The organism is Nocardia sp. NPDC058519 (genome assembly GCF_042719755.1).
GTDB lineage: Bacteria > Actinomycetota > Actinomycetes > Mycobacteriales > Mycobacteriaceae > Nocardia.
The window spans coordinates 1-24,541 of sequence record NZ_JBHXNK010000005.1; the positions used below are offsets into that span (position 1 = coordinate 1).

Here is a 24,541-nt window from a genome sequence, read left to right on the forward strand (position 1 = left end):
CGGCTGCGCCGCGGACGCAACGGCGGCTAACTCGCGGCCGGGCCGCTACCGCCGCTGCGCGGCGGGACCCTCCTCGAGGTCGGGTCGTGGGGGTTGGGAGTGCGGTCATGGCGGATTTGGGGTGTGGGGTGTGTAGTGGGGGTCAGCAGCCTTCCGGCACAGTAAGATTCGGCGGGTGGCGATCCCTAATCAGCCGATCGGTGAGACGGTCGAGCACCCGCAGGCCAACCTGATCCTTGTGCTCGGGCTGCTCAGCCCGTTCTGCTGCGGGATCTTCGGGCCGGTCGCGTGGGTGCTCGGCAAGCGGGCACTCAACGAGATCGACGCGTCCTACGGGGCGCTCAGCGGCCGCTCACAGGTGGTGATCGGCTACATCGCGGGCATTGTCGGCACGATCCTCATGCTGATGTTCGCGCTGCTGTATCTGGCCGGTTCCTGCAACGGGAACTTCTGAGTTCAGTCCAGGCTCGGGCGCTCGCCGGGAGCGTCCCAGGCCGGCCATTCGCCGCTGACGCTGCCGGTCCAGTTCGGCGGGCGGCGCTCCTTGAACGCCACCATCGCCTCACCACCGTCGACGCTCTTGGCAACGTGCGCGTTGAGCTCGGATTCGAGCTGCCCGACCACTGTGGGCGTCATGCCGAGGCTCTCCCAGATCAGCCGCTTGGTCAGCGCGACCGGCAGGGGAGCGGTCCCTGTGGCGATATCGTGGGCCACCGCCATCGCCGTCATCAGGACTTCGTCGGCGGGCAGCGAGGCATTGGCCAGGCCGAGCGACTTGGCTTCGTCACCGTCGAACGTGCGCCCGGTGAGCATGATGTCGGCGGCATTGGCCAGCCCGGCCAGTCGCGGCACCGTCCAGTGCGCGAACCCGTCGGCGAGCACCCCGCGACGCACCTGGTTCAGCCCGTACACCGCGTCGCGAGCGAAATACCGCAGGTCGCATTGCAAAGCCAGCGCCAGGCCTATGCCGACCGCATGCCCGTTCACCGCGGCGATCACCGGCTTGCGGACCTGCCAGGGCGGCGGATCGAGCGTCGCGCTCACGTCGCCACCGCGCGCGGCCAGATCCGCGCCCGCGCAGAAGGCCGGTGGGGTGCCGGTAATGACCACGGCGCGGATCGCGTCCTCGATATCGCAGCGTCGTAGCGCGGCGCTCAGCTCGGCGGCCATCGTCGGGGTGACGGCGTTCTGCTTGGCAGGCCGGTTGAGCGTCAACAAGGCGACGCCGCCTTCGACATCGACGAGCAATTCCGAACTCATGGGACCGAATCGTACTAGCGACCGGCCAGCAAGTGTCTGCCGATCGCATACTTGTGCACTTCCGTCGGACCGTCATAGAGCCGGAACGCCCGCATATCCCGGAACAACATCTCCACCACCGTCTCGTCGCTGATCCCGATTCCGCCGAGCACCTGCACACACCGGTCGGTGACCTTGAACAGCTCCTCGGACACGTACGACTTCGCCATCGACGACTCGTGCCTGGCCTGCTGCCCCTGGTCCATCAGCCAGCAGGCGTGCCAGATGGTCAGCCTGCACTGGTGCAGCGCCACCTCGTTGTCGGCGAGCATGAACGACACGCCCTCGTGTTCGCCGATCGGCTTGCCGAAGGCGGTGCGGGTGCGCGCGTAGTCCAGCGCGATGGACTGGGCGCGGGCGGCGGCGCCGAGCCAGCGCATGCAGTGGGTCAGCCGGGCGGGTGCCAGCCGCAATTGCGCGTACCGCAGGGCTTGTCCGGTGCGGCCGAGCACGGCGGTCGGCGGCAGCGTGAGGTTGTCGAACCGCACCACCGCGTGCCCGCCGACGTAATTGCGGTCCATCGTGTTCATGATCCGCTCGATCACGATGCCCGGCGCGTCACCTTCGGTGATGAACAGGGTCGGGCCCGCGGGCAGGTGCGGGTTCTCGGCGAGCAGGGCCATGATGATCCAGGTCTTGGCGCCGTCGGCCCCGGTGATCAACCATTTGAGACCGTTGATCACGAAGTTCTCGCCGTCGAAGATCGCCTCGGTGCTGAGCTGCCCGGGATCCGACCCGGCCCCACCGGGTTCGGTCATCGCGAAAACCGAGCGCTGCTCGCCCCGGATCACCGGCATCAGGTACTGGTCGACCTGCTCGGGATCGGCGATCTTGCCGAGCAGAAACATGTTTCCCTCGTCGGGCGCGGCGCAGTTCATGGCGACCGGCCCGAGCGTCGACCAACCCGCCGCCTCGTACACCAGCGCCTGCTCGACGTGGCTGAGTCCGAGCCCGCCGTATTCCACCGGCGCCTGCACGGTCAGCAGCTTCTCGGCGCGGGCCAGCTCCACGAGTTCGGCCCGTAGTTCGTCGGTCGGGCCGTGCGCGGTGAGGCGGGGATCGCGCTCGAACGGCACGATCTGCTCGACGACGAAGTTCCGAACCCGGTCACGCAGGGCGGCGAGATCGTCCGGCACAGAGAAATCGATCATGAACCGATTGTGTTCTATCGGTTCAGCGCGCGGGTGCGAGTTGCCGATTGCGATGCCCGACTACTCGGCACACCAGGTAGATGCTGAACGAGATCGCGGTGACGAAGGTCGACACCGGAACTCCGGGCGCCAGCGACAGCAGCAGCCCGCCGACCGCGGCGATCTCGGCGAAGATCACCGACAGCACGGTCGCCCGCATCGGGCTCGACGTCACCTGCGCGGCCGCCGCGGCGGGCGTGATCAGCAAGGCGAGCACCAGCAGCGCGCCGACGATCTGTACCCCGAACGCGGCCGTGATCCCGAGCAACACCGCGAACACCACCGACAGCGCCCGCACCGGCACCCCACGCGCGATCGCGACCTCGGGATCGGAACTGGCGAACAACAACGGCCGATACACCACGGCCAGCACGGCGAGCACGCCCGCGGTACACGTGACCAGCAACGCGAGCCCGTCATAGCCGACGCCGGCGACCTGCCCGGTGAGCAGCGAGAACTTCGACCCGGCCCGCTCCGGCGCGAGCCACAGGAACAGCACCGACAATCCGAGCCCGAACGACAGCACCACCGCGATCACCGAATCACGTTCGCGCGCACGAGAACCCAGCCATCCGAACAGTACGGCAGCGACCACAGAACCGGCGATCGCCCCGAATCCGACCCCGACGCCGACGAGCAGCGCCGCCGACGCGCCGGTCAGCGACAGCTCGCTGGTCCCGTGTACCGCGAACGACATCTGCCTGGCGACGATCAACGGCCCGATCAGCCCGGCCAGCAACCCGAGCAGGGCACTCGCCAGCAGCGCCTGCTGCACGAAGTCGTAGCCGAGCAGATTCGCGGTGGTGCCGAAGTCGAACATCTGCTGAAAGACCTTGGTGAGCTTTTCCATCAGGCGGTACCGCCGAGCGCGTCCATGTCGTCACCGGTGCCGACCACGACCAGGCGTCCACGCACCCGCAACACCTCGACCTCGGTGCCGTACAACTCCGACAGCGTCGCCGACGTCATCACCTGATCGGGGGTTCCGATCCGGAACCCGCCGTCGACCAGATACAGCACCCGATCCACCAGCGGCAGGATCGGATTGATCTCGTGCGTCACGAACAGCACCGCCGTGTCGTGTTCGCGGCGGCGTTTGTCGACCAGTTCGGCCACCAGCCGCTGATTCGCCATATCCAGGCTCAGCAACGGTTCGTCACACAGCAGTACCGACGGATCGCCCACCAGCGCCTGCGCGACCCGCAACCGCTGCTGCTCACCGCCGGACAACGTCTCCAGCGGCGCATGCGCGAACGACCCGGCACCCACCGCGGCGATGGCGCTGTCGACCTTCTCGGCACGGCTGCGCCGACCACGCCAGCCGAGCCCCCACCGGTGCCCGTCCACGCCGAGTCCCACCAGATCGATTCCGCGCAGCTGCACCCCGGCGTCGATGGTCTTCTGCTGCGGGATGTAGCCGATGCCCGGATTGCCGACCCCGGCGCGCCGTCCCGCGATCTGTGCGCTGCCCGAGCTCAAGGCGAGCGTGCCGAGCAGCACCCGCAGCAGCGAGGTCTTGCCGGAGCCGTTGGGACCGAGGACGGCGATGAACTCACCCGGGCGCACGTCGAGATCGAGGTCGTGCCAGAGGGTGCGGTCGCCGAAGGCCATGGTCGCCGCGCGCAGCCGGATCGCCGCGTCGACGGCATCGACGTCGGGCGCGGTGGTGGTTTCCGACAGTGCGGTTGCCTCGGTCATCGGCGTCCTCAGCGCAGGGCCGCGGCGAGCGCCTTGGCGTTGGCGGTCTGCCACTGGATGTAATCCATTCCGGCGGGCAGGGTTTCGGTGACCTCGACAACGGCGATGCCGGCGGCCTGTGCGGTGGCCCGCAGGTCCTGGGTGATCTTGTCCTCGGTCTGGGTGTTGTAGATCAGTGCCTTGACCTGCTTGCCGGTGATCAGGTCGCGAGTGCTGGCGACGGCGGCCGGTGCCGGGTCGGTCTCCTGCTCGATCGCTTCCTGGAACTCGTGCGGGGTCTTGTCCTGCGCGGTCGCGGCCACCAGCAGGTAGTGCGCGAGGGGCTCGGACTGGGCGACTGGCGCGTTCGGGGTCTGGGTGGCGATGGTGCCGGTGATGGTGCTGACGCCGATCAGCTGATTCTTGAAGGCGACCGCGCGCTCGGCGTAGGCACTCGCGTGGGCGGCGTCGACCCGGCCGAGCTCGGCGGCGATCCGGTCGGCGACGGCGGCGACGGTGCTCACGTCGTACCAGACGTGCTCGTTCTCGTCGCCCTTGTTCACGCGCTGCTCGAAGGCCACGACGGTCCGCTTGTCCTTGCCCGAGATGGCCTTCTCGATGAACTCGTCGTAGTGGCCGCCGTTGAACACCACCAGATCCGCGTCGCTGATCTTGGCGGTGTCGGTGGCCGAGGTCTCGAACGAGTGCGGGTCGGCGGCGGGATCGCTGATGATCGAGGTCACTTGCGCATCCGGCCCGGCGACGGCGGTCGCGACCGAACCCCACACATTGGTGGAGGCGACGATCTGCGGGGTACCGGAATCGGTGGAGCTGGTGCCGCAGGCGCTGAGGACGACCACGGCCGCCACCCCTGCCGTGAGACCGGCGAACAAGCGGGCGAATCGAGGGTTCACGCGGCACTCCTGGCGATGCTGGCGAGCAAGCTCTAGATCATAATGGAAATCGTTACCGTTTTAGATTAGCAGCTACGAATACCCAGTACGAACCGCATCGAAAAGCCGGGCTCGAAATTCGAACCCGGCTTTATCGAGTGCCGTCAGACCAGGGCGTTGACCGGCTGGCTCAGGAGCTGAGCGCAGCGCAGCAGGCCCAGGTGGCTGTAAGCCTGGGGGTGATTACCGAGGGAACGCTCGGCGACGGGGTCGTATTCCTCGCTGAGCAGGCCGGTGGGGCCCGCCGCCGCGACGAGCTGAGCGAAGAGTGCCTCGGCATCGGAGCGCCTGCCGATCAGCAGGTAGGCCTCCACCAGCCAGGCGGCACACAGGTGGAAGCCACCTTCGCCGCCGGGCAGGCCGTCGTCGTGGTGGTAGCGGTACACCGTCGCACCACTGCGCAGCTCGGCCTCGGTGGCCACCACCGTCGCGGCGAAGCGCGGGTCGGCGGGGTCGATCAGGCCGCTCAGGCCGATGTGCAGGGTGGCCGCGTCGAGGTCGGTGCCGTCGTAGGCGGCGGTGTAGGACTGGACCTCGTCGTTCCAGCCCTTCGCCTTCACCTCGTCGGCGATCGTGTCGCGCAGCGTCACCCAGTCGGGATCGGCGGGGCGGTCGAAGCGCTCCGCCAGGGTCAGCGCGCGGTCGATGGTGAGCCAGCCCATCACCTTCGAGTACACGTGGTGGCGCGGATTGCCGCGGATCTCCCAGATGCCGTGGTCGGGTTCGGTCCAGCGACGCTGCACCGCCGACACCATCGCGTGCACCAGTTCCCAGTCGGCGTCCGGCAGGGCCTTGGCCGGGGAGGTGATGCCCTGACGCTCGCGTTCGTGCGACATCGAGGTGATCAGGTCGACGATCGGCCCGAACACGTCGAGCTGCACCTGCATATTGGCCGCGTTGCCCACCCGCACCGGCCGCGAACCGGCATAACCGGGCAGCGCGTCGATCACGGCTTCGGGCGGCAGGGTCTCGCCGTAGATCGTGTACAGCGGGTGCAGGCGCTCCGGCCCCGGCAGGGTGTCGAGCACCTTGTGCACCCAGCCGAGGAATTCGTCGGCCTCGGTCAGCGAGCCGAGCGTCACCAGTGCCTGCGCGGTCAGCGACGCGTCACGCAGCCAGCAGTAGCGGTAGTCCCAGTTGCGCACGCCGCCGATGTCCTCGGGCAGCGAGGTGGTGGCCGCGGCCAGGATCGATCCAGACGGGCGATGCACCAGCCCGCGCAGCGTCAGCGCCGAACGCTTCATCAGATCCGGCTTGAGCGGTGGCAACTGCAACCCGGCCGCCCACTGCGACCAGTACTGCTCGGCGAGCTGGCGGCGCTGCGGCTCCGGCGTCATCGAGGGTGCGAGATCGGCCGTCCCGCATCGCAATTCGAGCACGACCGGCCCGAGCGACGGATCGACCACCGCGCGCGCCTGCTCGTTGACGCCATCGGAGAGGATCTCCCACACCACGCCGGGGGAGCGAAGCACCATCGGATCGTTGGTACCGCTGACCTGAATTCCGTTGTGCACAGACTCCATTCGCACCGGAACCTGGCCGAACTCCGGCTGTGGCGCGAAGGTGACGACGGCCTTCGCGGTGCCGGAGATCACCCTGGTCAGGTCGGTGCGATCGGGGGCCACGTCGTGCGGCAGGTAGTCGGCCACTTGCAAACTGGCCCAGCGTGTCTCGACCGTCATCGTGCCGTCCACATACCGCTGCGACAGCGGCAGGCTCGGCCGCTCCGGTGCCACCGTGAAGTGCCCGGCCGCCGCGCCGCCGAGCAGGTGCGCGAACACCGCCGCCGAATCCGGCTCGGGATGGCAGAACCAGGTGACCGTCGCGTCGGGGGTGAGCAGCGCGACCGAGCGCGGGCTGGCCAGCATGCTCAGCCGCTCGATCCGCGGTGCGCTCGCCCCGGCCAGCCAGGTGCGCCGCTCCTCGACCAGGAACGCCAGCGCGCGCGCCACGTCCTCGGTGGAGTCCACGTGCAGCTTGGCGATGGTCTCGCCCTCGCCGACCTTGATGCCCACATCGGGTCCCGACAGCACCCGGAACGCCTTCTCGTCGGTCACGTCGTCGCCGAAGAACACTGCGGCGGAAGCGCTTTCCTGATGGCGGATGGTGTCGAGCGCGGTGCCCTTGTCGGTCGGGATCACCGCGAGCTCGATCACCGCCTTGCCTTCGGTCACCTGCACGCCCACCCAGCAGGCCGGGCCCTGGCGTGCGGAAGTCAGTGCGCGCCTGCCGATTTCGGGGCTCGCGTTACGCACGTGCAGCGCGGCGCTGGCCGGCTTCATCTCGACGGTCACGCCCGGGTTCTCGGCGGCGATCTTGGAGAACGCGGAATTGATCTCCGTCAGTAGCTGTTTGGCGTCGTTGTCGATCGCGTGCACGAAGCCGACGTCGAATTCCGAGCCGTGACTTCCGATCAGCTGCACCTCGACCGGCAGGCGCGACAGCGCGGCCAGATCGCGTAGCGCTCTGCCGGAAATCACCGCCGCGGTAGTGTTCGCCAACCCCGCCAGCGCGCGTAGCGCGCTCACCGATTCCCGCTGGGGAAACGCTTTCGACGGGTCGGACACGATCGGGGCGATTGTCCCGTCGTAGTCCGAGGCAACCAAGAGCCGTGGCACGCGCGCAACCGACGCCAGTGCACGGCGGACATCCAAGGGCAGTTCCTGTGCGCTCACGCATCCAACCTAGTGATGGGAGGAGTTGATCAGGGGGCGCGAAAAACAATACTGCGTCAATTTTGCCGCGCGAGCGGCGCGGCAGGTTGTGCGAACCATCCCCGGTCGTTTGCTCGCGACCTTACGGCAAATTCCGGACCCGCGGCCTGCCGCCGTGGGCCGGATCCGTCGAGCTCACCGGGCGTATGGCGGTGCGGGCGAGGCGCGCGGGGCCGGTAGATGCGATGTTTCGCATATGCGACGTCGGCTATGCATCTTCCTACTGGAAGTCGCACAGCCGACGTGTGTCAACAGCGATGGGCGATTTGTGATGATTCGCCGGTACGAAATGCCGGGTTGCTGGGTTATCCGCGATCGCCCAGCAACAGGTCGACGGTGAGCTCCAGCCGTTCCGTGACATCGGTCGCGGACGCCCGCCGGGTGAGCCAGGCCACCAGGTTCGACAGCCACACATCGGAGATGACGCGGGCGATCGCGAGCTGACGGTCGTCGGGTTCGCCGTCGCTCATCGCCCGGGCGAAGACCCGGTCCATCACTTTGCCGACCCGGGCGACCTCCGCGGCGGCCGACGCGTCGGCGAACATGAACGCGCGCGTCATCGCCTCGGTGAGTAGCGGGTCGCGCTGCATCATCCGGGTGATCTGGGTGAGCAGGCCGTGCATCCGTTCGGATGGGCCGACGCCGGGCAGCGGCCTGCGCTTGCTCTCGAACGTCTCGAACTCCCTGGCCAGCGCGGAGACGAGCAGGTGCACCTTGGACGGGAAGTACCTGTACAGGGTGCCGACGGCGACATCGGCGCGTTCGGCGACCGCGCGCATCTGCACGGCGTCGTAGCCGCCCTTGGAGGCCAGCGCGAGGGTGGCGTCGAGGATGCGCTTGCGCCGGTCGCGCTGCGCGCTGGAGCTGAGCTCTTCCTCGGACAGCGTGGTCACGGTGGGCGTTGGTGCGGGACTGTCCATCGTGGGAACCCTTTCGCTCGGAGTGCCATTTCGTACGGCCGGGCCGTGCGAAAAGCGTGGCGAGAGTGTAGCGCTCTTGACTTATGCCCGGCCAAGATATTAGAACATGTTCTAGGAGTGGGAACCACGCCGGAAGGGCGGATCTTCTTGTGACCATCGCCACCACTGACGAGCACAAAGCCGTCGCGGCGTCGCTGCGGGGCTGGGCGAGCACGGTCGCGCCGATTGAAACAATGCGGGCGGGCGGTTCGGGCGCCTGGCGCGACTACTGGCCCGCGCTCGGTGAGTTCGGGCTGTTCGAAGTCGCGCTATCCGAGGACAATGGCGGGCTCGGCGGCACGGTCGCCGACCTCGCTGTCATGCTCGAGCAGACCGGCGACGACCTGGTCGGTGGTCCGGTACTGGCTACCGCGCTGGCCGGACTGATCACCCAGGGCGTGCTCGCCGCGGGCACCCCGTGCGCGGTCGCGGTGCCCGGCGACGAGCAGGCGGCGAAGGCGGCCCACACTGATGCGGGCTGGAGTGTCACCGGCACGTGGGATGTCGTCTACGGCGCCGATGCCGATACGCAGGTCCTGGTGCCTGCCAACACCGTCGACGGCACCCGATGGCTGCTGATTCCGGCTGCGGCGGTGACGATTACGCTGCTGTCGCAGGGCGACCACACCGTGCCGCTGGCGCGGGTGAGCGCCACCGAGGCGGCGGTTCCCGCTGAGCACGGCTTCGCACCCACCGCCGATGTCACCGATCTGTTCGTGGCGCTCGCGGTGTCGGAACTGGCGGGCGTGGCAGGCTGGTGCCTGCGCACCGCCGTCGAATATGCCCGTGTCCGTGAACAATTCGGTAAACCGATCGGCAGCTTCCAGGCGATCAAGCATCTGTGTGCCTGGATGCTGTGCCGTACCGAGCTGATCCGCGCGGTCGCCGCCGACGCCGCCGCCGCGATCGACGAAGGTGGCGACGAACTCCCGATCGCCGCGGCGGTCGCCGCGTCGGTGGCCTTGGACGCCGCGGTCGACAACGCCAAGGACGCCATCCAGGTGCTCGGCGGAATCGGCTTCACCTGGGAGCACGACGCGCACTTCTACCTGCGCCGGGCGAGCTCGCTGCGCCAGCTCCTCGGTGGTTCGGCGCGCTGGCGTGCCCGCGTCGCCGAGCTCACCAGGGCCGGTCAGCGCCGCACCACCGGTGCCGAGCGGGTCCTCGGCGACGTGACGGGCGACTCCGCGCTGACCGCCGAGATCGCCGCCATCGCCGCGCTCGCGCCCGAACAGCAGCAGCGCGCCCTGGTCGAGGGCGGTTTCGTGATGCCGCACTGGCCGAAACCATATGGGCGCGAAGCGGATCCGATGACCTGCCTGCAGATCGGCGAACAACTGCGCCAGGCCGATCTCCAGACCCCCGACCTGGCGATCGCGGGCTGGGCGGTGCCGACCCTGCTGCGTTTCGGCACGCCTGAGCAGATCGAGCGCTATGTCTGGCCGTCGCTGCACGGCGAGGTGACCTGGTGCCAGCTGTTCAGCGAACCGGGCGCCGGCTCGGACCTGGCCGCCCTGCGCACCACCGCTGAGAAGGTCGACGGCGGCTGGGTGCTGCGCGGCCAGAAGGTGTGGACGTCGCTGGGGACGCTCGCGAACTGGGGCATCTGTCTGGCCCGCACCGATCCCACCGCCGCAAAGCACCGTGGGATCAGCTACTTCCTGGTCGACATGCGCGCCGCGGGCGTGCAGGTGCGCCCACTGGTCACGATCACCGGCGAGGAACGCTTCAGCGAGGTCTTCCTCGACGACGTGTTCGTGCCCGACGACGGCCTGGTCGGAGCGCTGAACAACGGCTGGAAGATCGCGCGCACCACCCTGACGGCCGAGCGGGTCGCCATGGGCGGCGGCGGAATCGGCGGCGCGCTGGAAGCGCTGCTCGGTAGCTTCCCGGCCGGCGGTGGCTGGGGATCTGAATTGCGTGAGGACCGCTTCGGTGCCCTGATCACCTCCTCGGTCGCCGGTTCCCTGCTGGAACAGCGGATCGCGGTGGCGACCATGGCAGGCGTGGACGCGGGCCCGCAGGCCAGCGTCCGCAAGCTCGTCGGCGTCCGGCACCGGCAGGACCTGGCCGAGTTCGAGCTGGAACTCAACGGCCGTGACGGCGCCATGGAGAACATCGCCCTGCAAGAATTCCTGCTCACACGCTGCCTCTCCATCGCGGGTGGTACCGAGCAGATCCTGTTGACCGTGGCCGCAGAGCGGATCCTCGGTCTGCCGCGCGACGCGGACAGTTAGCTCGATGAGAGAGGACGCCGTGGACTTCAACCGCGACGAAAGCGCCGACGCTGTAGCCGAGGTGGTCGTGAGCCTGCTCGAACGTGAGCCGGCTCGCGACCTGCAATTGTGGCCGAGCCTGATCGACTCCGGCCTGCTCGCGGTCGCAGTGCCCGAGCGCTTCGGCGGCGACGGCATGGGCCTGCTCGAGGTGTCGGCGCTGCTCATGGAGCTGGCCACCGATGCCGTTGCGGTGCCGGCGCTGCCGACCTTCGGGTTCGGCGTGCTGCCGCTGCTGTCGCAGCTGTCCGACGAGCTCGCCGAGCGGGTGCTCGCCGAGGTAGGCAAGGGCACCGTGCTCACCGCCGCGCTCAATGAACCGGGCGTGCCGTTCACCACCGCGCCGACCACCAAGGCGGTGCGCACGGGTGACACGGTGCGGATCACCGGCCGCAAGGTCGGTGTGATCTATGCCGAACAGGCACGCTGGATCCTGGTGCCCACCGATTCTGGTGTGGCCCTTGTGGAGTCGGTGGCGCCCGGGGTCGAGATCCTGCCGGTCACCGGTTCGGCGGGCATCCCGGAGGCGACGCTGGTGCTCGAAGATGTCGAGATCCCGGCCGACCAGTTGCTGCCGGACGCGCTGCCCACCCTGCACCGCTACGCCCTGGCGAGCATCGGCGCGGTCGCCGACGGCCTGCTCGCCGGCGCGTTGAAGCTGACCGCCGAACACGTGCGCACCCGCCACCAGTTCGGCCGGGCATTGGCCGAGTTCCAGGCGGTGGCCCAGCAGATCGCCGATCTGTACGTGGTCTCGCGCACCCTGCATGTTGCCGCGGAGTCGGCGTGCTGGGCGCTGGCGCAGGACGATTCCTCGCCCGAGCACCAGCGACGGCTCGACGAGGACCTCGATGTGCTCGCCTACTGGGCGGCGGCCGAAGTGCCGCGCGCGATGCAGAAATGCCATCACCTGCACGGTGGCCTCGGCGCCGACATCACCCACCCGATGCACCGCTACTACTCACAGGCCAAAGACCTCGCCCGCCTGCTCGGCGGCGCCGGTCTGCGACTCGACCTTCTGGGGGCAAGATGTTCATCGATCTGACCGCCGAACAACGGCGACTGCGCGACGAATTGCGTTCCTACTTCGCCGATCTGGTGAGCCCGGCGGAAGCGGCCGCGATGGCCACCGACCGGCACGGCGACGCCTACCGCGAAGTGGTGTGCCGGATGGGCCGCGACGGCTGGCTCGGTGTCGGCTGGCCCAAGGAGTTCGGCGGCCAAGGCTTCGGCCCGATGGAACAGCAGATCTTCTTCAACGAGGCGGTCCGCGCCGATGTGCCGCTGCCGCTGGTGACGCTGCTGACGGTCGGCCCGACCCTGCAGAAGTACGGCACCGATCTGCAGAAGAAGAAGTTCCTGCCCGGAATCCTCTCCGGTGACATCCATTTCGCGATCGGCTACTCCGAACCGGACGCCGGAACCGACCTGGCCTCGCTGCGGACCTCCGCGGTGCGCGACAACAATGGCGACTGGATCATCAACGGGCAGAAGACCTTCACCACCGGCGCGCACGAAGCCGATTATGTGTGGGTGGCCTGCCGTACCGGTTCGGTCGAGTCGCGCCACCGGGGGATCACGATCCTGATCGTGGATACCAAGGATCCCGGCTACTCGTGGACCCCGATCATCACCGCCGACGGCGCCCACCACACCAACGCCACCTACTTCGACGACGTGCGGGTGCCCGCGGAGATGCTGGTCGGCGAGGAGAACAAGGGCTGGCGGTTGATCACCACCCAGCTCAATCACGAGCGGGTCAGCCTCGGGCCGTCGGGCAAGATCGAGCAACTCTACGATCGCCTGCACGACTGGTCGGCCGAGCACGGCCTGCTCGGCGAGCCGGAGGTGCGCCGCGCGCTCGGCCGGGTGCGCACCATGGTGCGGCTCAACGAGCTGCTGAACTGGCAGGTCGCCGCCGCCGACAGCACCGCGGCGCAGAACGCGGTGATCGCCGACGCCTCGGCCACCAAGGTCTTCTCCACCGAGTCGTTGCAGGAGGCCGGTCGGCTGGTCGAGGAGATCATCGGCCGGTTCGGTGATCTGGCCGAGCCGGGTACGGCGGCGTTGATGGGGTGGCTCGACCGGCGCACCAAACAGAACGTTGTCGTCACCTTCGGCGGCGGTGTGAACGAGATCATGCGCGAACTGGTGGCCACGGCCGGCCTCGAACTGCCGCGCGTGCCCCGATGAGCAAGGAGTCGCGCGTGCCGGAAAGCATTGCCCCCGAAGACGTTCCCGAGGCGCTCGCGAAGTTGTCGGCCGCGGGCGAATCGGCGCCACGGGCCGGACGCGATCCGGTGAACCGGCCGATGATCAACAACTGGGTCGAGGCGATCGGCGACACCAACCCGATCTACGTCGACGAGGCCGCAGCCAAGGCTGCCGGTCATCCGGGCATCGTCGCCCCGCCTGCCATGGCGCAGGTGTGGACGATGAACGGCCTGCGCGGTGTGCGCACCGCCGACGATCCGCTCGGCCTGGCGACACAGCTGCTCGACGACGCGGGCTACACCTCGGTCGTCGGCACCAACTGCGAGCAGACCTACCACCGCTACCTCCAGCCGGGCGAGGAGGTGACGGTCACCAGCAGGCTCTCGGAATTCAAGGGGCCCAAGCGGACCGGGCTCGGCGACGGCTGGTTCCTGACCTTCGCCACCACCTGGTCTGTCGGTGACGAGGTGGTCACCGAGATGCTGTTCCGTATCCTGAAGTTCGCGCCCGCCGCGAAAGACGGCGCGGCCGAAGGCGATATTGCCCTCGCGCCCGAGGGGCGGGTCGGGCCGGTCATCTCCAAGGACACCGAATTCTTCTGGGCCGGAACCGAAATCGGCGAGCTGCGGATTCAGCGCAGGCCCGACGGCACCCTGCAGCATCCGCCGGTGCCCGCCCTCTGGCAGGACAAGGCCGAGCCCACCGACTACGTGGTGTCCGCCGGTACCGGCACGGTGTTCAGCTTCGTCGTGCACCACGCGCCGAAGGTGCCAGGACGCGAGCTGCCCTTCGTCGTCGCGCTGGTCGAACTCGACGAGGGTGTGCGGATGCTCGGTGAGCTGCGCGGTATCGACCCTGCCGAGGTCGCCATCGGCGTACCCGTCCGCGTGGCCTTCGAGAAACTCGGCGACGGAACCGTACTGCCGTACTGGCAGGCCGTGCGATGACCGGCGCGCCCCACGCCGGCACAACGCGGTCCACCGTCGGCGGTCATTGCATGCCGACGCGCTCTGTCCGTCAGGAAAGGACCTGCTAGTGACAACGACCATCGATCCCGCGGCCATCGCAGTGGGCGCTGTCCTGCCGGAGCTGGTGATCCACGCCGATCCCACCTTCGTGATCAGCACCGCGCTGGCCACCCGGGATTTCCAGGATGTGCATCACGACCGTGACAAGGCGGTCGAGCGTGGCTCCAGCGATATCTTCGTCAACATTCTCACCGACACCGGTCTGGTGCAGCGCTTCGTCACCGACTGGGCGGGGCCGACCGCGCTGGTGAAGTCCATCGCGTTGCGGTTGGGGGTGCCGCTGTATTCCGGTGACACGCTGACTCTTTCGGGCACCGTCACCGAAGTCTCGGATGCGCGGGTCACCATCGACGTGCGCGGCCGCGACAGCCTCGGCGAACACATCACCGCCACGGCCGTCATCGCCCTTCCCGATCTGGAGTCGAAATGAGCACCACTGCCCAGGCCGGTCTCGCCGGACGCGCCGCCATTGTCGGCATCGGTGCCACCGACTTCTCCAAGGATTCCGGCCGCAGCGAATTGCGGTTGGCCGCGGAAGCGGTGAGCGCCGCCCTCGCCGACGCCGGTCTCACACCCGACGATGTCGACGGCCTGACCACCTTCACCATGGACACCAACACCCAGGCCGCGGTGGCAAGGGCAGTCGGCATTCCGAGCCTGAAGTTCTTCAGCCACATCGGTTACGGCGGCGGTGCCGCGTGCGCGACCGTCCAGCAGGCCGCCATGGCTGTGGCCACCGGTGTGGCCGATGTCGTGGTCGCCTACCGCGCGTTCAACGAACGGTCCGGCGCCCGATTCGGTCAGTTCTCGCCCGCGCTGGCCGCCGCGCCCACGTCATCGGGGATCGACGCGGGCTGGGCCTACCCGCAGGGACTCGGCACGCCCGCCGCGCAGGTCGCGATGGTCGCCCGCCGCTATATGCATGTCACCGGCGCGACGAGTGCCGATTTCGGCGCGGTGGCGGTCGCCGACCGCAAGCACGCCGCGGTGAACCCCAACGCCTTCTTCTACGGCAAGCCGATCACCCTGGAGCAGCACCAGGATTCGCGCTGGATCGCCGAACCGCTGCACCTGCTCGACTGCTGCCAGGAGTCCGATGGTGGCGTGGCCATCGTGGTCACCAGCGTCGAACGCGCCCGTGACCTCCCGCAGCGCCCCGCGATCATCGCGGCCGCCGCGCAGGGCAGCGGCGCCGATCAGTACGTGATGACCAGCTACTACCGCGACGCCATGACCGGCCTGCCGGAGATGGGTCTCGTCGGCGACCAGCTGTGGGCGCAGAGCGGGCTGACCGCCGCCGATATGCAGGCCGCGATCCTCTACGACCACTTCACCCCGTTCGTGCTCATGCAGCTCGAGGAACTCGGCTTCTGCCCCCGCGGCGAAGCCAAGAACTTCATCGCCGACGGCGCCATCGAGATCGGCGGCCGCCTGCCGCTCAACACCCACGGCGGCCAGCTCGGTGAGGCCTATATCCACGGCATGAACGGCATCGCCGAAGCGGTTCGCCAGATCCGCGGTACCTCGGTCAACCAGGTAGACGCCCTGGAACGCATCCTGGTCACCGCGGGCACCGGCGTGCCGACCTCCGGGCTGGTTCTGACGTCGTGACACGGTGGCCCGTTCGGGCCGTGCCTCTCGTACGCTCGACCAGGTGACTCCCCGCCACCTGGTCGACGTGCACATCCTGCTGATCCGCGGTGACCAGGTCCTGCTGAGCCTGCGCCGCAGCGGCGACGAGTTCGATCACCGCTGGCACCTGCCCTCGGGGAAACTCGAGGCCGACGAATCAGTGGCGACGGCCGCGGCCCGCGAAGCCGCGGAGGAGATCGGGGTCGACATCGATCCCGCCGATTTGCGCCTTTTCCACGTCGCCCATGTCACCGCCCCCGGTCGCGACTCCCGGCTCGGCCTGTTCTTCCGTACCGAGGTTTGGCGCGGTGAACCTTTCAATCGTGAACCCGATAACTGCTATGCCCTGCAATGGTTTCCGCTGAATGATCTCCCCGCCGACCTGATCGAATATTCCGCGCTCGGATTGGCGGCGCTGAATTCGGCCGCGCCCTATTCCGAATTCGGTTGGCGGGGCCGATAGTTACGGCCACTTGTCAGGAACTCGGCCAGTGGCCGGGCGAGCTGATCGACGTTGCCCGCCGATCCCGCGCGCAGTCCCGCGAACCGATCGAAGACGAGTCCTTCCAGCAGTGCGAGGAAGTCGTGGGCCGACTCGCGGGGATCGGCGGCGCCGAGCGCGTCGAACAGGTCGGTGGCCCGGTCCAGTGAGAACAGGCTGCCTGCCAGGCCTGAGTGCAATGCGGGGTCGGAGAGGACCTCGATGATCAAGGCGTGCCGGGCGATCAGGTCGTGTCGGCGATGCGTGAGTAGCTGATCGAGCCAAGTCGCGATATCGCGTGCGACCTGCACTGGGTCCAGCGGTTGCCCGCTCGTCGAGTCTTTCTGTGCGGCAACGAAATCCGCGCGCGATCGGGCAGTGATCCCCGCGGCGACCGCCTCGATCAAAGCCTGTCGCGTGCGGAAGTAATACGAGGTCGAACCCGGTGGCAACGCCAGCTGGGTGTCCAGCGCGCGGTGGGTGAGCGCGCGGATTCCCCGGGTCGCGATGAGTTCGATGGCGCCTGTCACGATCTGTGCCCGCCGGTCTGTGGACATCGTCACCTCTTCTGGCCGTCGACGACGCCCGTCCTCTACAACTGTAGAGGACGAGGAGGTTCGCATGAAACCCGACACCGTGGTGCTCGACCCCGCACAACAAGCGGCCCTACACGCGCTCGAATCACTGCTCCCGCGCCTGCGCCCCGCTGACCGCGGCAACCGATGGCCTGGTGCGTTTGCCGCGCTGCGCGGGCGCCCCGCCGACCTGCGCGCGGATCGGTCCGGCATCTACCTGCACGGCCGCCCGGGTCGCGGCAAGACCATGGTGATGGACCGCTTTTTCGCCTCGGTCGGCACACATCGCAAGCGCCGCTTCCACTTCCACGCCTTCTTCGCGGCCCTGCACACCGCCACCCACACCCTCGGCTCGATCGAACGCGCCATCGACGACCTCCTCGGCGACGCCGACCTGGTCTGCTTCGACGAATTCCATGTCACCGACATCGGCGACGCCATGCTCATCGCCCGCATGCTCGACACCCTCTTCGCCGACCACCGCGCCCTGGTCGTCACCTCCAACTACCGGCCGCAGGACCTCCTGCCCAACCCCCTGTTCCACGACCACTTCCTGCCCAGCATCGAGCAGATCCTCGCCAACCTCGACATCGTCACCCTCGACGGACCGCTCGACTACCGCACCCGAACCGCACACCGCGACACCGGCTTCCTCGCTGGTCACTACGTGCTCACGGCTGGAGTCGCTCGTCACGGCATGCGCTCGGCCGACTCCGGCTGTGTCGAGCGGGGGGTCGTCGACGTGCCCCTCGGCAACGGCCGAACCATCCGCGCACACACCACCACCGACGCCATCACTGTCGGCTTCCACGACATCTGTGCCGCCCCCACCAGCGCCGCCGACTACCTCCGACTCACCGAGCGCTACCGCCACTTGACCCTGCGCGAGGTCCCGCCACTACGCGATGTCCCGCCCGACTGGTCCATGCGCCTGGTGAACCTCGTCGACGTCCTCTACGACGCCGATCTCCCGTTCACCATCCACGCCCCCGAACTCCCACACGAACTGACCGTCGGCGTCCCCGCGATTCCCGATCTCGCGCGCACCGCGAGCCGTCTCGGTGAGTTGCCATTAACTGGTGGTTCGGACGTTCGCACTGCGTAGCAAGCCCTTGATCCCAGGGGGACAATAAGAGGAGAGCGGTCCAAAGTATCGATTTGCTCTCGAGCGGACCACTCGGCATGTAACTATGTGGCTGTTTTGTGCATCTCTGGGGTTTGGTGGTACAGCTGTGATCGGGGTGAATCAGCCCATTACGCGGGCGATTGTCGTGATCGCACTGGTCGTCGCCGCGACGATCGCGTTGCAGGGCAGTCTGCCCGGCGCCGGGCCGAACTCGACCGGCGCTCCTTCGCCGCTGCTCGTCGCCGTGATGCCGGTTCTGCTGCTGGTCTCGATCGTCATCCTGGTCGCGGGCGTGATCGCCAGCCAGCATCGGCTGCCGCTGGCGATGCCGGAAGCCGAACGCGACGCCATGCCGCGTATCCAGTGGCGCAGGATGGCGCTGCTGATCCCGGTCGCCGTGGCCGGGATCGCGCTGATCTTCGCCGGTGGTGTCACCGCGCTGTTCCTGCTGCCCGGTGCCCGCCCCATGCGCCCGGCCGCCGAAACGCTGTCCGAGGGTTCCGGCCCCGTGCCGACGACCGACACCCATGCCGCCGACCCCACCACCGGACCTACTGAACTCACCGGCACCGCCCTGGTGATCGCGGCGATTCTGGCCATCGTGCTGATCGTGGTCGCCCTGGTCGGGCTGGTCGTCGTCGCTGTGGCCGCGCGCCGTGAACCGGCCCCCGTCGCCGCCATCGAGGACGAACCGAGTTCCAGCGAAGTCGATTCCCTCACGCGCGCCGCCGAAATGGGCCTCGCCGCGATGAACGCCCCCGGTCAGGACCCGCGCACCGCCATCATCGCCTGTTATGCGGCGATGGAGCGCGGCCTGTCCAGCGACCGCGCCGCCCGCCCGCTGGCCTCCGACACCCCGATGGAAGTGCTCGCCCGTGCCTTCGAAAGCGGTGTGCTGCACGATGCTTCGGCCCGTGAGCTGGTCGCGCTGTTCGAGGAGGCGCGGTTCAGCCCGCACTCGATGCTCGAATGGCAGCGTATGCGCGCCGAACAACTGCTGCGGATCGTGCTGACTGATCTGCAGCGCAGGCTGGTGACGGCATGAGCGGTCAGCGCCCGGAGGCGGTAGCTTGCGTGACCACGCAGGGCGCCCGAGCATGCCAGGGGGGCACCGCGTGAATCGGACTTCGGTGATTGTCACGGCCGTGCTCGCGGTCGCTGTGATCGAAGTGGTGTTGGTGCGGCTCAATCGTGACTCGGTGCTGCTCGCTGTCGCCGTTCCGGTGGCCGCGGCGCTCGCGATGCTGGTCTGGTCGCTGCGCCACCGCGTGATCCGCGAGGAACCGCTCACCGAGTACATCGACAACGGACCGGCGGAGATGCTCGGACGCTGGCACGCGCGCGCCGAGATGCTCACCGCGCGCGCCGACGGCACTCGTGCCGACTGGGACCGCCACCTGCGGCCGTTGCTCGCCAAAGAGTTCGAGTTGTCCACCGGGCTGAGGGTTTCCAAGAATCGCCGGGCCACCGAGGCCGCCGGTCAGCTGCAGTTCGGACCCGAACTGTGGCGCTGGGTGGATCCGGCGAACTCCGCGCTGCGCGATCAAACCGGTCGCGCACCGGGTAGAGAGGCGCTGGATGAGATCCTGCGCCGTTTGCAGACGATGTGAGGGGTTAGAGGCCACCGATGACAATGCCGTTGAACGTGACCGTCCAGCGCTCCGATGCCGTACTGCGTGAGCTGGGCCGTGTCGTGGTCGGCAAGCGGGATGAGATGCAGCTCATCATGATTGCCGTGCTGGCCGGAGGGCATGTACTCATCGAGGACCTGCCGGGCCTCGGAAAGACCCTGATCGCGCGGTCTTTCGCGGCCGCGCTCGGACTCGACTTCACCCGCGTGCAGTTCACGCCGGATCTACTGCCCGCCGACCTGCTGGGTTCCACGATCTATGACATGGCGTCGGGCCGGTTCAACTTCCGTCGCGGTCCGGTGTTCACCAATGTGCTGCTCGCCGACGAGATCAACCGCACCCCGCCCAAGACCCAGGCCGCCCTGCTGGAGGCCATGGCCGAGGGCCAGGTGAGCATCGACGGTGAAACCTTCCTGCTCCCACAGCCTTTCGTCGTGCTGGCCACCGACAACCCGATCGAGTACGAGGGCACCTACCCGCTGCCGGAGGCCCAGCTCGACCGCTTCGCCATCCAGCTGCGGCTGGGCTACCTCTCCGAGGCCGACGAGACCCAGATGATCCGGCGCAGGCTCGAACGTGGTTCCACCGCACCACAAGTGGGCCAGGTCGTCGACGCGCAGGGGCTGATGGAGATGCGTCAGTCGGTCGAATTCGTCACCGTGCATCCCGACGTGGTGAGCTATGTCGTCGCGCTGGCCTCGGCTACCCGCAGCCATCCCCAGGTGGAGGTCGGTGCCAGCCCGCGTGCCGAACTCGATCTGGTGCAGATGTCACGGGCCAGGGCCCTGCTGCTCGGCCGCGACTACGTGATCCCCGAAGACGTGAAAGCGCTGGCGGTCGCGGCGATGTCGCATCGCATCACCCTGCGCCCCGAGATGTGGGTCCGCCGCATTCGCGGTGAGGACGTCATCACCGAACTACTCCGCCGGCTACCGGTGCCCCGCGCCACGAGCACATGAAGCATCGCGACGAATCCAGAACGGTCGAGGTCGACCTCCGGTGGCGGCCCGCCCCGCTGGTGTTCATCCTGGCCGGGTGCGCGGCAGCGGCACTGGTCGTCGCGGTGCTGCTCGGGCAGTGGCAGCTGGTCGTCTTCGCGGCCCCGATGCTCGGGGTGCTCGCCACCGCACCGTGGCAGCAGGCGCCGACCAGAGTCCAGGTCGACGGCAGCGGCACCGTTCGCTGTTTCGAGAACGAGGTGATCGGTTGCAGCGCTGCCGCTTTCGTGGAAAGCGGGCACGCGCTGCTGCGGATGACGGCCCTGCCGATGCCCGGCCTCGAGCTCGAGGTCGAGGAATCCCACGATTCCGGCGGTGCGCCCGCCGGCCTGCGGCTCGGGCTATCGGCCACCCGCTGGGGACGTTATCCGGTGCAGGTCAAGGTGTCCGCGCTGAGCCCGGCAGGTCTCGCGGTCGCGACCACCGAGCTGCCCGCGGCCAAACTCTACGTCTATCCCATCGCCGATCCACAGCGAATGCGTTTGCCGCGCACAGAACTTCCCGACCGCATCGGCACCCACCTGACCCGCCGCCACGGTCCCGGCGTCGAATACGCCGACATCCGCGCCTACACGCCGGGCGATCAATTGCGCGCCGTCAACTGGCCGGTGAGTGCGCGGCGCGGCAGGCTCTACGTCACCCAGCGGTTCACCAACCGCTCCGCCGACGTGGTGGTCATGGTCGACACCTCCCTGCAAGCACCCGGCCCGGCCAGCGCCTCGCTGGAACTCTCGGTGCGCGGCGCGGCCCAGGTGGTGCAGTCGACCCTGCAATCGGGCGACCGCACCGCCGTGGTGTGCCTGGGTGAATCGCCCCGCTGGCTGCGCCCCGATATCGGCCGCAGGCAGTTCTATCGCATCGTCGACACCGTCCTCGGCGTCGGTGACGAACACGTCGAGACCACCGGCACCCTCGCGCCCCACGCCGCCGTCCCGATCGGTGCGATCGTGGTCGCCTTCTCCACGCTGCTCGACACCCAGTTCGCACTGGCCCTGATCGACCTGCGCAAACGCGGACACGTGGTCGTCGCGGTCGACGTCCTGCGTGGCACTCCCTTCGAGGACGGCCTCGATCCGACCATGGCCAAGATGTGGCAGCTCGAACGCGCCTCGATGTATCGGGACATGGGCACCGTCGGCGTCGACATCATCGCCTGGCCCGAAGGCACCCGCCTCGACCAGGCCATGCGCCTGCTTCCCGAACACCGCCGAGCAGTACGGGTACGCCGATGACGAGATTCCTTGCCCTGCTGGCAGGCCTGCTCCTGGTCGCCGCGATCGCGCTGATCAACCCCATCGCCGGAGTGCCCGCGCTGGCGCTGGTGATGGCGAGCTGGTGGTGGCGTCCGGCCTCGGTCGGCGCGGTCCTGATCGCCATCGCCGCCCTTGCCGTCTCCGATGTCGGCGTAATAGCCGCGGCAGCAACGGGTTTGGTCGCGACCACCTACCTGCTCAACGCCGCCGTCCTGCACGCTCCCGAAGGCGTAGTTCCCACCACGATCCCCTCGGTCGGCGGCGCGGTGCTGTTCACCATCGCCGCCGCCACCGCGGCCTGGGTCCCCGTCGAACTGATCTGGGCCCCGCTGGCCGCCCCCATCCTCATCGTCGCGATCTACGCCCTGCTGGTGAGCGGCCTCTCGGCCAAGGGTCCGACCGTCGAAGAGATCCGCATCGACGCGGACTAGCTGTCGCGGCCCAGGGGGAAAGTCACGCCGGTGAGTTCCTCGGAGACGGTCCACAGGCGCTGCTGTGCCGCTCGGTCGTGCGAGTCGGAGCTGGAGGTGACCAGCTTGGGATACCCGCGCAACTCCCAGCGGTCGCCGGGGCCGTAGTACTGCCCGCCGGTGACGGCCGGGTCGGTGGCGGCGCGCACGGTGGGCAGGGCGCCCATCGCGGCATTCTGGGTGACCAGTGGCGCGAGCCAGGTGACGGGCAGGCGGAGCGCGGCCGGCGTATTGCGCATGAGTTCGGTGTTGGAGACGCCGGGGTGGGCGGCGACCGCGACGGTGGTGCCGTGCGATGCGAGCTTGCGCTGCAGTTCGTAGGTGAACATCAGGTTGGCGAGCTTGGACTGGCCGTAGGCGGAGACGCGGCTGTACGAGCGCTCCCACTGCAGGTCGTCGAAGTGGATGGCGGCCCGGATGCGGTGGCCGGTGCTGCTGACCGTCACGACGCGGGAGCCGGGGACGGGCAGGAGCCGGTCCAGCAGCAGGCCGGTGAAGGCGAAGTGGCCGAGATGGTTGGTGCCGAACTGCATTTCGAAGCCGTCGGCGGTGGTCTGCCGCGGGGTGTACATCACACCCGCGTTGTTGACGAGGAGGTCGATGCGCGGGTGGGCGGCGCGCAGGTCGGCCGCCGCGGACCGGATCGAGTCCAGCGAGGTCAGGTCGAGGGCCTGGACGGTGACGTCGCCGGTGATGCGGGCGGCTGCTTGCTTGCCCTTCTCGATATCGCGGACCGCCAGAACCACCGCCGCCCCTCGTTCGGCGAGCATCCGTGCGGTCTCGAAGCCCAGCCCGGTGTTGGCGCCGGTCACGATCGCCACCCTGCCGTGCTGGTCGGGGATGTTCTGCTCGGTCCAGTTGCCGCTCATGACGTACTCCTTATTAAGAACCATCGGTCTCTTATGAAACCTAATCTAAGAGACCGATGGTCTTCTGTCAAGGGACCGGCGGTCTTTAAGCTAGGGTGAAGGCGTGAGTTTTCAGCGGGCACGCAGCGAGGAGCAGCGCGAGATCCGCCGCCGGGCGATCCTTGACACGGCGGCGTCGATGCTCGACGAGATGCCCGTGGCCGAGGTGACCCTCAACGAGCTCAGCCGGCGGGTGGGCCTGGCCAAGTCGAACGTCCTGCGGTACTTCGAGTCGCGCGAGGCGGTGCTGCTCGAACTACAGGACGTCTTCCTGGGAAGGTGGCTCGCCGAGCTGGCGGACGAACTGGCCGCGGGCGTCGAGGCGCAGGCGGCGCCGGAGGTGCGGGCGGGTCAGCTGGCCGAGATCCTGAGCCGGTCGCTGGCGGAGCAGGTGGTGCTCTGCGATCTCTTCGGCGCGCAGGGTGGTGTCCTCGAGCGCAATATCTCGGTCGAGGTGGTCAAGCAGCACAAGCGTTCCTCCCTCGCGAGGCTCGCGGCCATGGCCGATCTCGTGCGCCGTCACCTGCCGGAGCTCGGCGACGGCGCACAGCTGTTCTGTCTGATGAGCCTGCTCTCGGCGGGTGCCATGTCGGCCTACGTCCCGCCGCCGCCCAGCGTCCTCGCCGCCTACGCGGACGAGCCCGCCCTCGGCGTGTACAACATGGAGCTGCGCGACGCCCTCCGGTACTCCTTCACCGCGGCGCTCGTCGGCGTGCTGCCGCGCGCCTGAACCTGGCCTGCTAGCGCTCGGGCCGCCAGGGGATTCGTCCGTTGCCGTCGCCGGTGGGGGTCCACTGTTCGGACCAGTCCCACAGCGGCTGGAGGGATTCGGCGAGAAGCGCGCCTTCGGTGGTGAGCTCGTAGGCGCCACGCGGACCGTTCTTGCGGATCAGCGCTGCGGACTGGAGCTGCTGTAGCCGGTCGGAGAGCATGCTCGACGAGCAATTGCCCATGCGCCTACGGATGTCGAGGAAGCCGAGGGGGCCCGGTTCCAGTTCCCAGATGACGCGCAGCATCCAGCGTTGGCCGAGTAGGTCGATCGCGGCCACGATCGCTTGGGAGGGTTCGGCGCCGTCGCCGGTTGCGCTTCTCATTCAGAAGCACGATAGTTGCTTCTGAATCAGAAGCGTTATGGCCGTTCGGGGTATGGACGAGGA

The 24,541-nt window shown here is 68.4% G+C and carries 25 protein-coding genes; 15 read left to right on the forward strand and 10 right to left on the reverse strand.

Features of this window, described 5'->3' with window-relative positions:
• Positions 1 to 175: 175 nt before the first annotated feature.
• Entirely contained in the window at positions 176 to 454 is a 279-nt protein-coding gene (locus ACFWPK_RS07555; RefSeq protein ID WP_378913754.1) for a DUF4190 domain-containing protein, read from the forward strand.
• 2 nt (positions 455 to 456) lie between these two features.
• On the opposite strand, the gene ACFWPK_RS07560 is transcribed toward ACFWPK_RS07555, so the two are convergent.
• The 7 genes from ACFWPK_RS07560 to kstR form a co-directional block, all read right to left on the reverse strand.
• Positions 457 to 1,260, reverse strand: coding sequence for an enoyl-CoA hydratase/isomerase family protein (locus tag ACFWPK_RS07560; RefSeq protein WP_378913755.1), 804 nt, complete (start codon positions 1,258 to 1,260; stop codon positions 457 to 459).
• A gap of 14 nt (positions 1,261 to 1,274) precedes the next feature.
• Positions 1,275 to 2,450 carry an acyl-CoA dehydrogenase family protein gene (locus ACFWPK_RS07565; protein WP_378913756.1) on the reverse strand — a complete coding sequence of 392 codons (1,176 nt, stop codon included), beginning with the start codon at positions 2,448 to 2,450 and terminating at the stop codon, positions 1,275 to 1,277.
• A 22-nt stretch (positions 2,451 to 2,472) separates the two neighbouring features.
• Positions 2,473 to 3,339, reverse strand: coding sequence for a metal ABC transporter permease (locus tag ACFWPK_RS07570; protein WP_378913757.1), 867 nt, complete (start codon positions 3,337 to 3,339; stop codon positions 2,473 to 2,475).
• Positions 3,339 to 4,187: a metal ABC transporter ATP-binding protein gene (locus ACFWPK_RS07575; protein ID WP_378913758.1), complete on the reverse strand. Its 849-nt coding sequence runs from the start codon at positions 4,185 to 4,187 to the stop codon at positions 3,339 to 3,341. The genes ACFWPK_RS07570 and ACFWPK_RS07575 overlap by 1 nt, the downstream gene beginning before the upstream one ends.
• Before the next feature lie 8 nt (positions 4,188 to 4,195).
• Complete coding sequence (locus tag ACFWPK_RS07580) at positions 4,196 to 5,080, reverse strand: metal ABC transporter solute-binding protein, Zn/Mn family (RefSeq protein ID WP_378913759.1); 885 nt, start codon at positions 5,078 to 5,080, stop codon at positions 4,196 to 4,198.
• Between the two features lie 143 nt (positions 5,081 to 5,223).
• Positions 5,224 to 7,794, reverse strand: coding sequence for a trehalose-phosphatase (otsB, locus tag ACFWPK_RS07585; RefSeq protein ID WP_378913760.1), 2,571 nt, complete (start codon positions 7,792 to 7,794; stop codon positions 5,224 to 5,226).
• 344 nt (positions 7,795 to 8,138) lie between these two features.
• A complete protein-coding gene (gene kstR, locus ACFWPK_RS07590) occupies positions 8,139 to 8,753 on the reverse strand; it encodes a cholesterol catabolism transcriptional regulator KstR (protein ID WP_378913761.1) in 615 nt (204 codons plus the stop codon).
• Between the two features lie 149 nt (positions 8,754 to 8,902).
• Here kstR and ACFWPK_RS07595 point away from each other — a divergent pair, with 149 nt between their 5' ends.
• The 7 genes from ACFWPK_RS07595 to ACFWPK_RS07625 all read left to right on the forward strand — a co-directional run bounded on the left by ACFWPK_RS07595 (position 8,903) and on the right by ACFWPK_RS07625 (position 16,405).
• Positions 8,903 to 11,029, forward strand: a complete 2,127-nt coding sequence (locus ACFWPK_RS07595; RefSeq protein WP_378913762.1) for an acyl-CoA dehydrogenase family protein — start codon at positions 8,903 to 8,905, stop codon at positions 11,027 to 11,029.
• Between the two features lie 4 nt (positions 11,030 to 11,033).
• Positions 11,034 to 12,113, forward strand: a complete 1,080-nt coding sequence (locus ACFWPK_RS07600) for an acyl-CoA dehydrogenase family protein (protein WP_378913763.1) — start codon at positions 11,034 to 11,036, stop codon at positions 12,111 to 12,113.
• Complete coding sequence (locus ACFWPK_RS07605) at positions 12,098 to 13,261, forward strand: acyl-CoA dehydrogenase family protein (protein ID WP_378913764.1); 1,164 nt, start codon at positions 12,098 to 12,100, stop codon at positions 13,259 to 13,261. Before ACFWPK_RS07600 ends, ACFWPK_RS07605 begins: the two co-directional genes overlap by 16 nt.
• The gene (locus ACFWPK_RS07610) at positions 13,258 to 14,229 is read left to right on the forward strand and encodes a bifunctional MaoC family dehydratase N-terminal/OB-fold nucleic acid binding domain-containing protein (RefSeq protein WP_378913765.1); all 972 of its coding nucleotides are present in this window, start codon (positions 13,258 to 13,260) and stop codon (positions 14,227 to 14,229) included. Before ACFWPK_RS07605 ends, ACFWPK_RS07610 begins: the two co-directional genes overlap by 4 nt.
• 88 nt (positions 14,230 to 14,317) lie before the next feature.
• On the forward strand, positions 14,318 to 14,740 hold the full coding sequence (locus tag ACFWPK_RS07615) for a MaoC family dehydratase (protein WP_378913766.1): 423 nt from the start codon (positions 14,318 to 14,320) through the stop codon (positions 14,738 to 14,740).
• Complete coding sequence (locus ACFWPK_RS07620; RefSeq protein ID WP_378913767.1) at positions 14,737 to 15,921, forward strand: lipid-transfer protein; 1,185 nt, start codon at positions 14,737 to 14,739, stop codon at positions 15,919 to 15,921. Before ACFWPK_RS07615 ends, ACFWPK_RS07620 begins: the two co-directional genes overlap by 4 nt.
• A 43-nt stretch (positions 15,922 to 15,964) precedes the next feature.
• Positions 15,965 to 16,405, forward strand: coding sequence for an NUDIX domain-containing protein (locus ACFWPK_RS07625; RefSeq protein ID WP_378913768.1), 441 nt, complete (start codon positions 15,965 to 15,967; stop codon positions 16,403 to 16,405).
• On the opposite strand, the gene ACFWPK_RS07630 is transcribed toward ACFWPK_RS07625, so the two are convergent.
• Positions 16,375 to 16,980, reverse strand: a complete 606-nt coding sequence (locus ACFWPK_RS07630; RefSeq protein WP_378913769.1) for a TetR/AcrR family transcriptional regulator — start codon at positions 16,978 to 16,980, stop codon at positions 16,375 to 16,377. The two genes, ACFWPK_RS07625 and ACFWPK_RS07630, sit on opposite strands and share 31 nt — an antisense overlap.
• A 64-nt stretch (positions 16,981 to 17,044) precedes the next feature.
• On the opposite strand from ACFWPK_RS07630, the gene zapE reads away from it, so the two are divergent.
• The 6 genes from zapE to ACFWPK_RS07660 all read left to right on the forward strand — a co-directional run bounded on the left by zapE (position 17,045) and on the right by ACFWPK_RS07660 (position 22,437).
• Entirely contained in the window at positions 17,045 to 18,103 is a 1,059-nt protein-coding gene (gene zapE, locus ACFWPK_RS07635) for a cell division protein ZapE (protein WP_378913770.1), read from the forward strand.
• 136 nt (positions 18,104 to 18,239) lie between these two features.
• On the forward strand, positions 18,240 to 19,169 hold the full coding sequence (locus tag ACFWPK_RS07640; RefSeq protein WP_378913771.1) for a DUF4129 domain-containing protein: 930 nt from the start codon (positions 18,240 to 18,242) through the stop codon (positions 19,167 to 19,169).
• 70 nt (positions 19,170 to 19,239) lie between these two features.
• Positions 19,240 to 19,734, forward strand: a complete 495-nt coding sequence (locus ACFWPK_RS07645) for a hypothetical protein (RefSeq protein WP_378913772.1) — start codon at positions 19,240 to 19,242, stop codon at positions 19,732 to 19,734.
• 17 nt (positions 19,735 to 19,751) lie between these two features.
• Positions 19,752 to 20,714 (forward strand): MoxR family ATPase, encoded by a 963-nt coding sequence (locus tag ACFWPK_RS07650; protein ID WP_056818940.1) that lies wholly within the window; start codon positions 19,752 to 19,754, stop codon positions 20,712 to 20,714.
• Positions 20,711 to 21,985, forward strand: a complete 1,275-nt coding sequence (locus ACFWPK_RS07655) for a DUF58 domain-containing protein (protein ID WP_378913773.1) — start codon at positions 20,711 to 20,713, stop codon at positions 21,983 to 21,985. Before ACFWPK_RS07650 ends, ACFWPK_RS07655 begins: the two co-directional genes overlap by 4 nt.
• Positions 21,982 to 22,437, forward strand: a complete 456-nt coding sequence (locus tag ACFWPK_RS07660; protein ID WP_378913774.1) for a hypothetical protein — start codon at positions 21,982 to 21,984, stop codon at positions 22,435 to 22,437. Before ACFWPK_RS07655 ends, ACFWPK_RS07660 begins: the two co-directional genes overlap by 4 nt.
• Here the strand turns inward: ACFWPK_RS07660 and ACFWPK_RS07665 are convergent.
• The gene (locus ACFWPK_RS07665; protein ID WP_378913775.1) at positions 22,434 to 23,345 is read right to left on the reverse strand and encodes an SDR family NAD(P)-dependent oxidoreductase; all 912 of its coding nucleotides are present in this window, start codon (positions 23,343 to 23,345) and stop codon (positions 22,434 to 22,436) included. The two genes, ACFWPK_RS07660 and ACFWPK_RS07665, sit on opposite strands and share 4 nt — an antisense overlap.
• Before the next feature lie 103 nt (positions 23,346 to 23,448).
• Between ACFWPK_RS07665 and ACFWPK_RS07670 the strand changes: the two genes are divergently transcribed.
• Positions 23,449 to 24,114: a TetR/AcrR family transcriptional regulator gene (locus ACFWPK_RS07670; RefSeq protein WP_378913776.1), complete on the forward strand. Its 666-nt coding sequence runs from the start codon at positions 23,449 to 23,451 to the stop codon at positions 24,112 to 24,114.
• A 10-nt stretch (positions 24,115 to 24,124) separates the two neighbouring features.
• On the opposite strand, the gene ACFWPK_RS07675 is transcribed toward ACFWPK_RS07670, so the two are convergent.
• Positions 24,125 to 24,478 carry a winged helix-turn-helix transcriptional regulator gene (locus ACFWPK_RS07675; RefSeq protein WP_378913777.1) on the reverse strand — a complete coding sequence of 118 codons (354 nt, stop codon included), beginning with the start codon at positions 24,476 to 24,478 and terminating at the stop codon, positions 24,125 to 24,127.
• Positions 24,479 to 24,541: the final 63 nt, after the last annotated feature.

Coding starts and splice junctions, on each gene's coding strand:
- ACFWPK_RS07560 (WP_378913755.1), bottom strand. CDS start 1,260: ATGAGTTCGGAATTGCTCGTCGATGTCGAAGGCGGCGTCGCCTTGTTG.
- ACFWPK_RS07565 (WP_378913756.1), bottom strand. CDS start 2,450: ATGATCGATTTCTCTGTGCCGGACGATCTCGCCGCCCTGCGTGACCGG.
- ACFWPK_RS07570 (WP_378913757.1), bottom strand. CDS start 3,339: ATGGAAAAGCTCACCAAGGTCTTTCAGCAGATGTTCGACTTCGGCACC.
- ACFWPK_RS07575 (WP_378913758.1), bottom strand. CDS start 4,187: ATGACCGAGGCAACCGCACTGTCGGAAACCACCACCGCGCCCGACGTC.
- kstR (WP_378913761.1), bottom strand. CDS start 8,753: ATGGACAGTCCCGCACCAACGCCCACCGTGACCACGCTGTCCGAGGAA.
- ACFWPK_RS07600 (WP_378913763.1), top strand. CDS start 11,034: ATGAGAGAGGACGCCGTGGACTTCAACCGCGACGAAAGCGCCGACGCT.
- ACFWPK_RS07605 (WP_378913764.1), top strand. CDS start 12,098: ATGTTCATCGATCTGACCGCCGAACAACGGCGACTGCGCGACGAATTG.
- ACFWPK_RS07610 (WP_378913765.1), top strand. CDS start 13,258: ATGAGCAAGGAGTCGCGCGTGCCGGAAAGCATTGCCCCCGAAGACGTT.
- ACFWPK_RS07620 (WP_378913767.1), top strand. CDS start 14,737: ATGAGCACCACTGCCCAGGCCGGTCTCGCCGGACGCGCCGCCATTGTC.
- ACFWPK_RS07630 (WP_378913769.1), bottom strand. CDS start 16,980: ATGTCCACAGACCGGCGGGCACAGATCGTGACAGGCGCCATCGAACTC.
- zapE (WP_378913770.1), top strand. CDS start 17,045: ATGAAACCCGACACCGTGGTGCTCGACCCCGCACAACAAGCGGCCCTA.
- ACFWPK_RS07650 (WP_056818940.1), top strand. CDS start 19,752: ATGACAATGCCGTTGAACGTGACCGTCCAGCGCTCCGATGCCGTACTG.
- ACFWPK_RS07655 (WP_378913773.1), top strand. CDS start 20,711: ATGAAGCATCGCGACGAATCCAGAACGGTCGAGGTCGACCTCCGGTGG.
- ACFWPK_RS07660 (WP_378913774.1), top strand. CDS start 21,982: ATGACGAGATTCCTTGCCCTGCTGGCAGGCCTGCTCCTGGTCGCCGCG.
- ACFWPK_RS07665 (WP_378913775.1), bottom strand. CDS start 23,345: ATGAGCGGCAACTGGACCGAGCAGAACATCCCCGACCAGCACGGCAGG.
- ACFWPK_RS07675 (WP_378913777.1), bottom strand. CDS start 24,478: ATGAGAAGCGCAACCGGCGACGGCGCCGAACCCTCCCAAGCGATCGTG.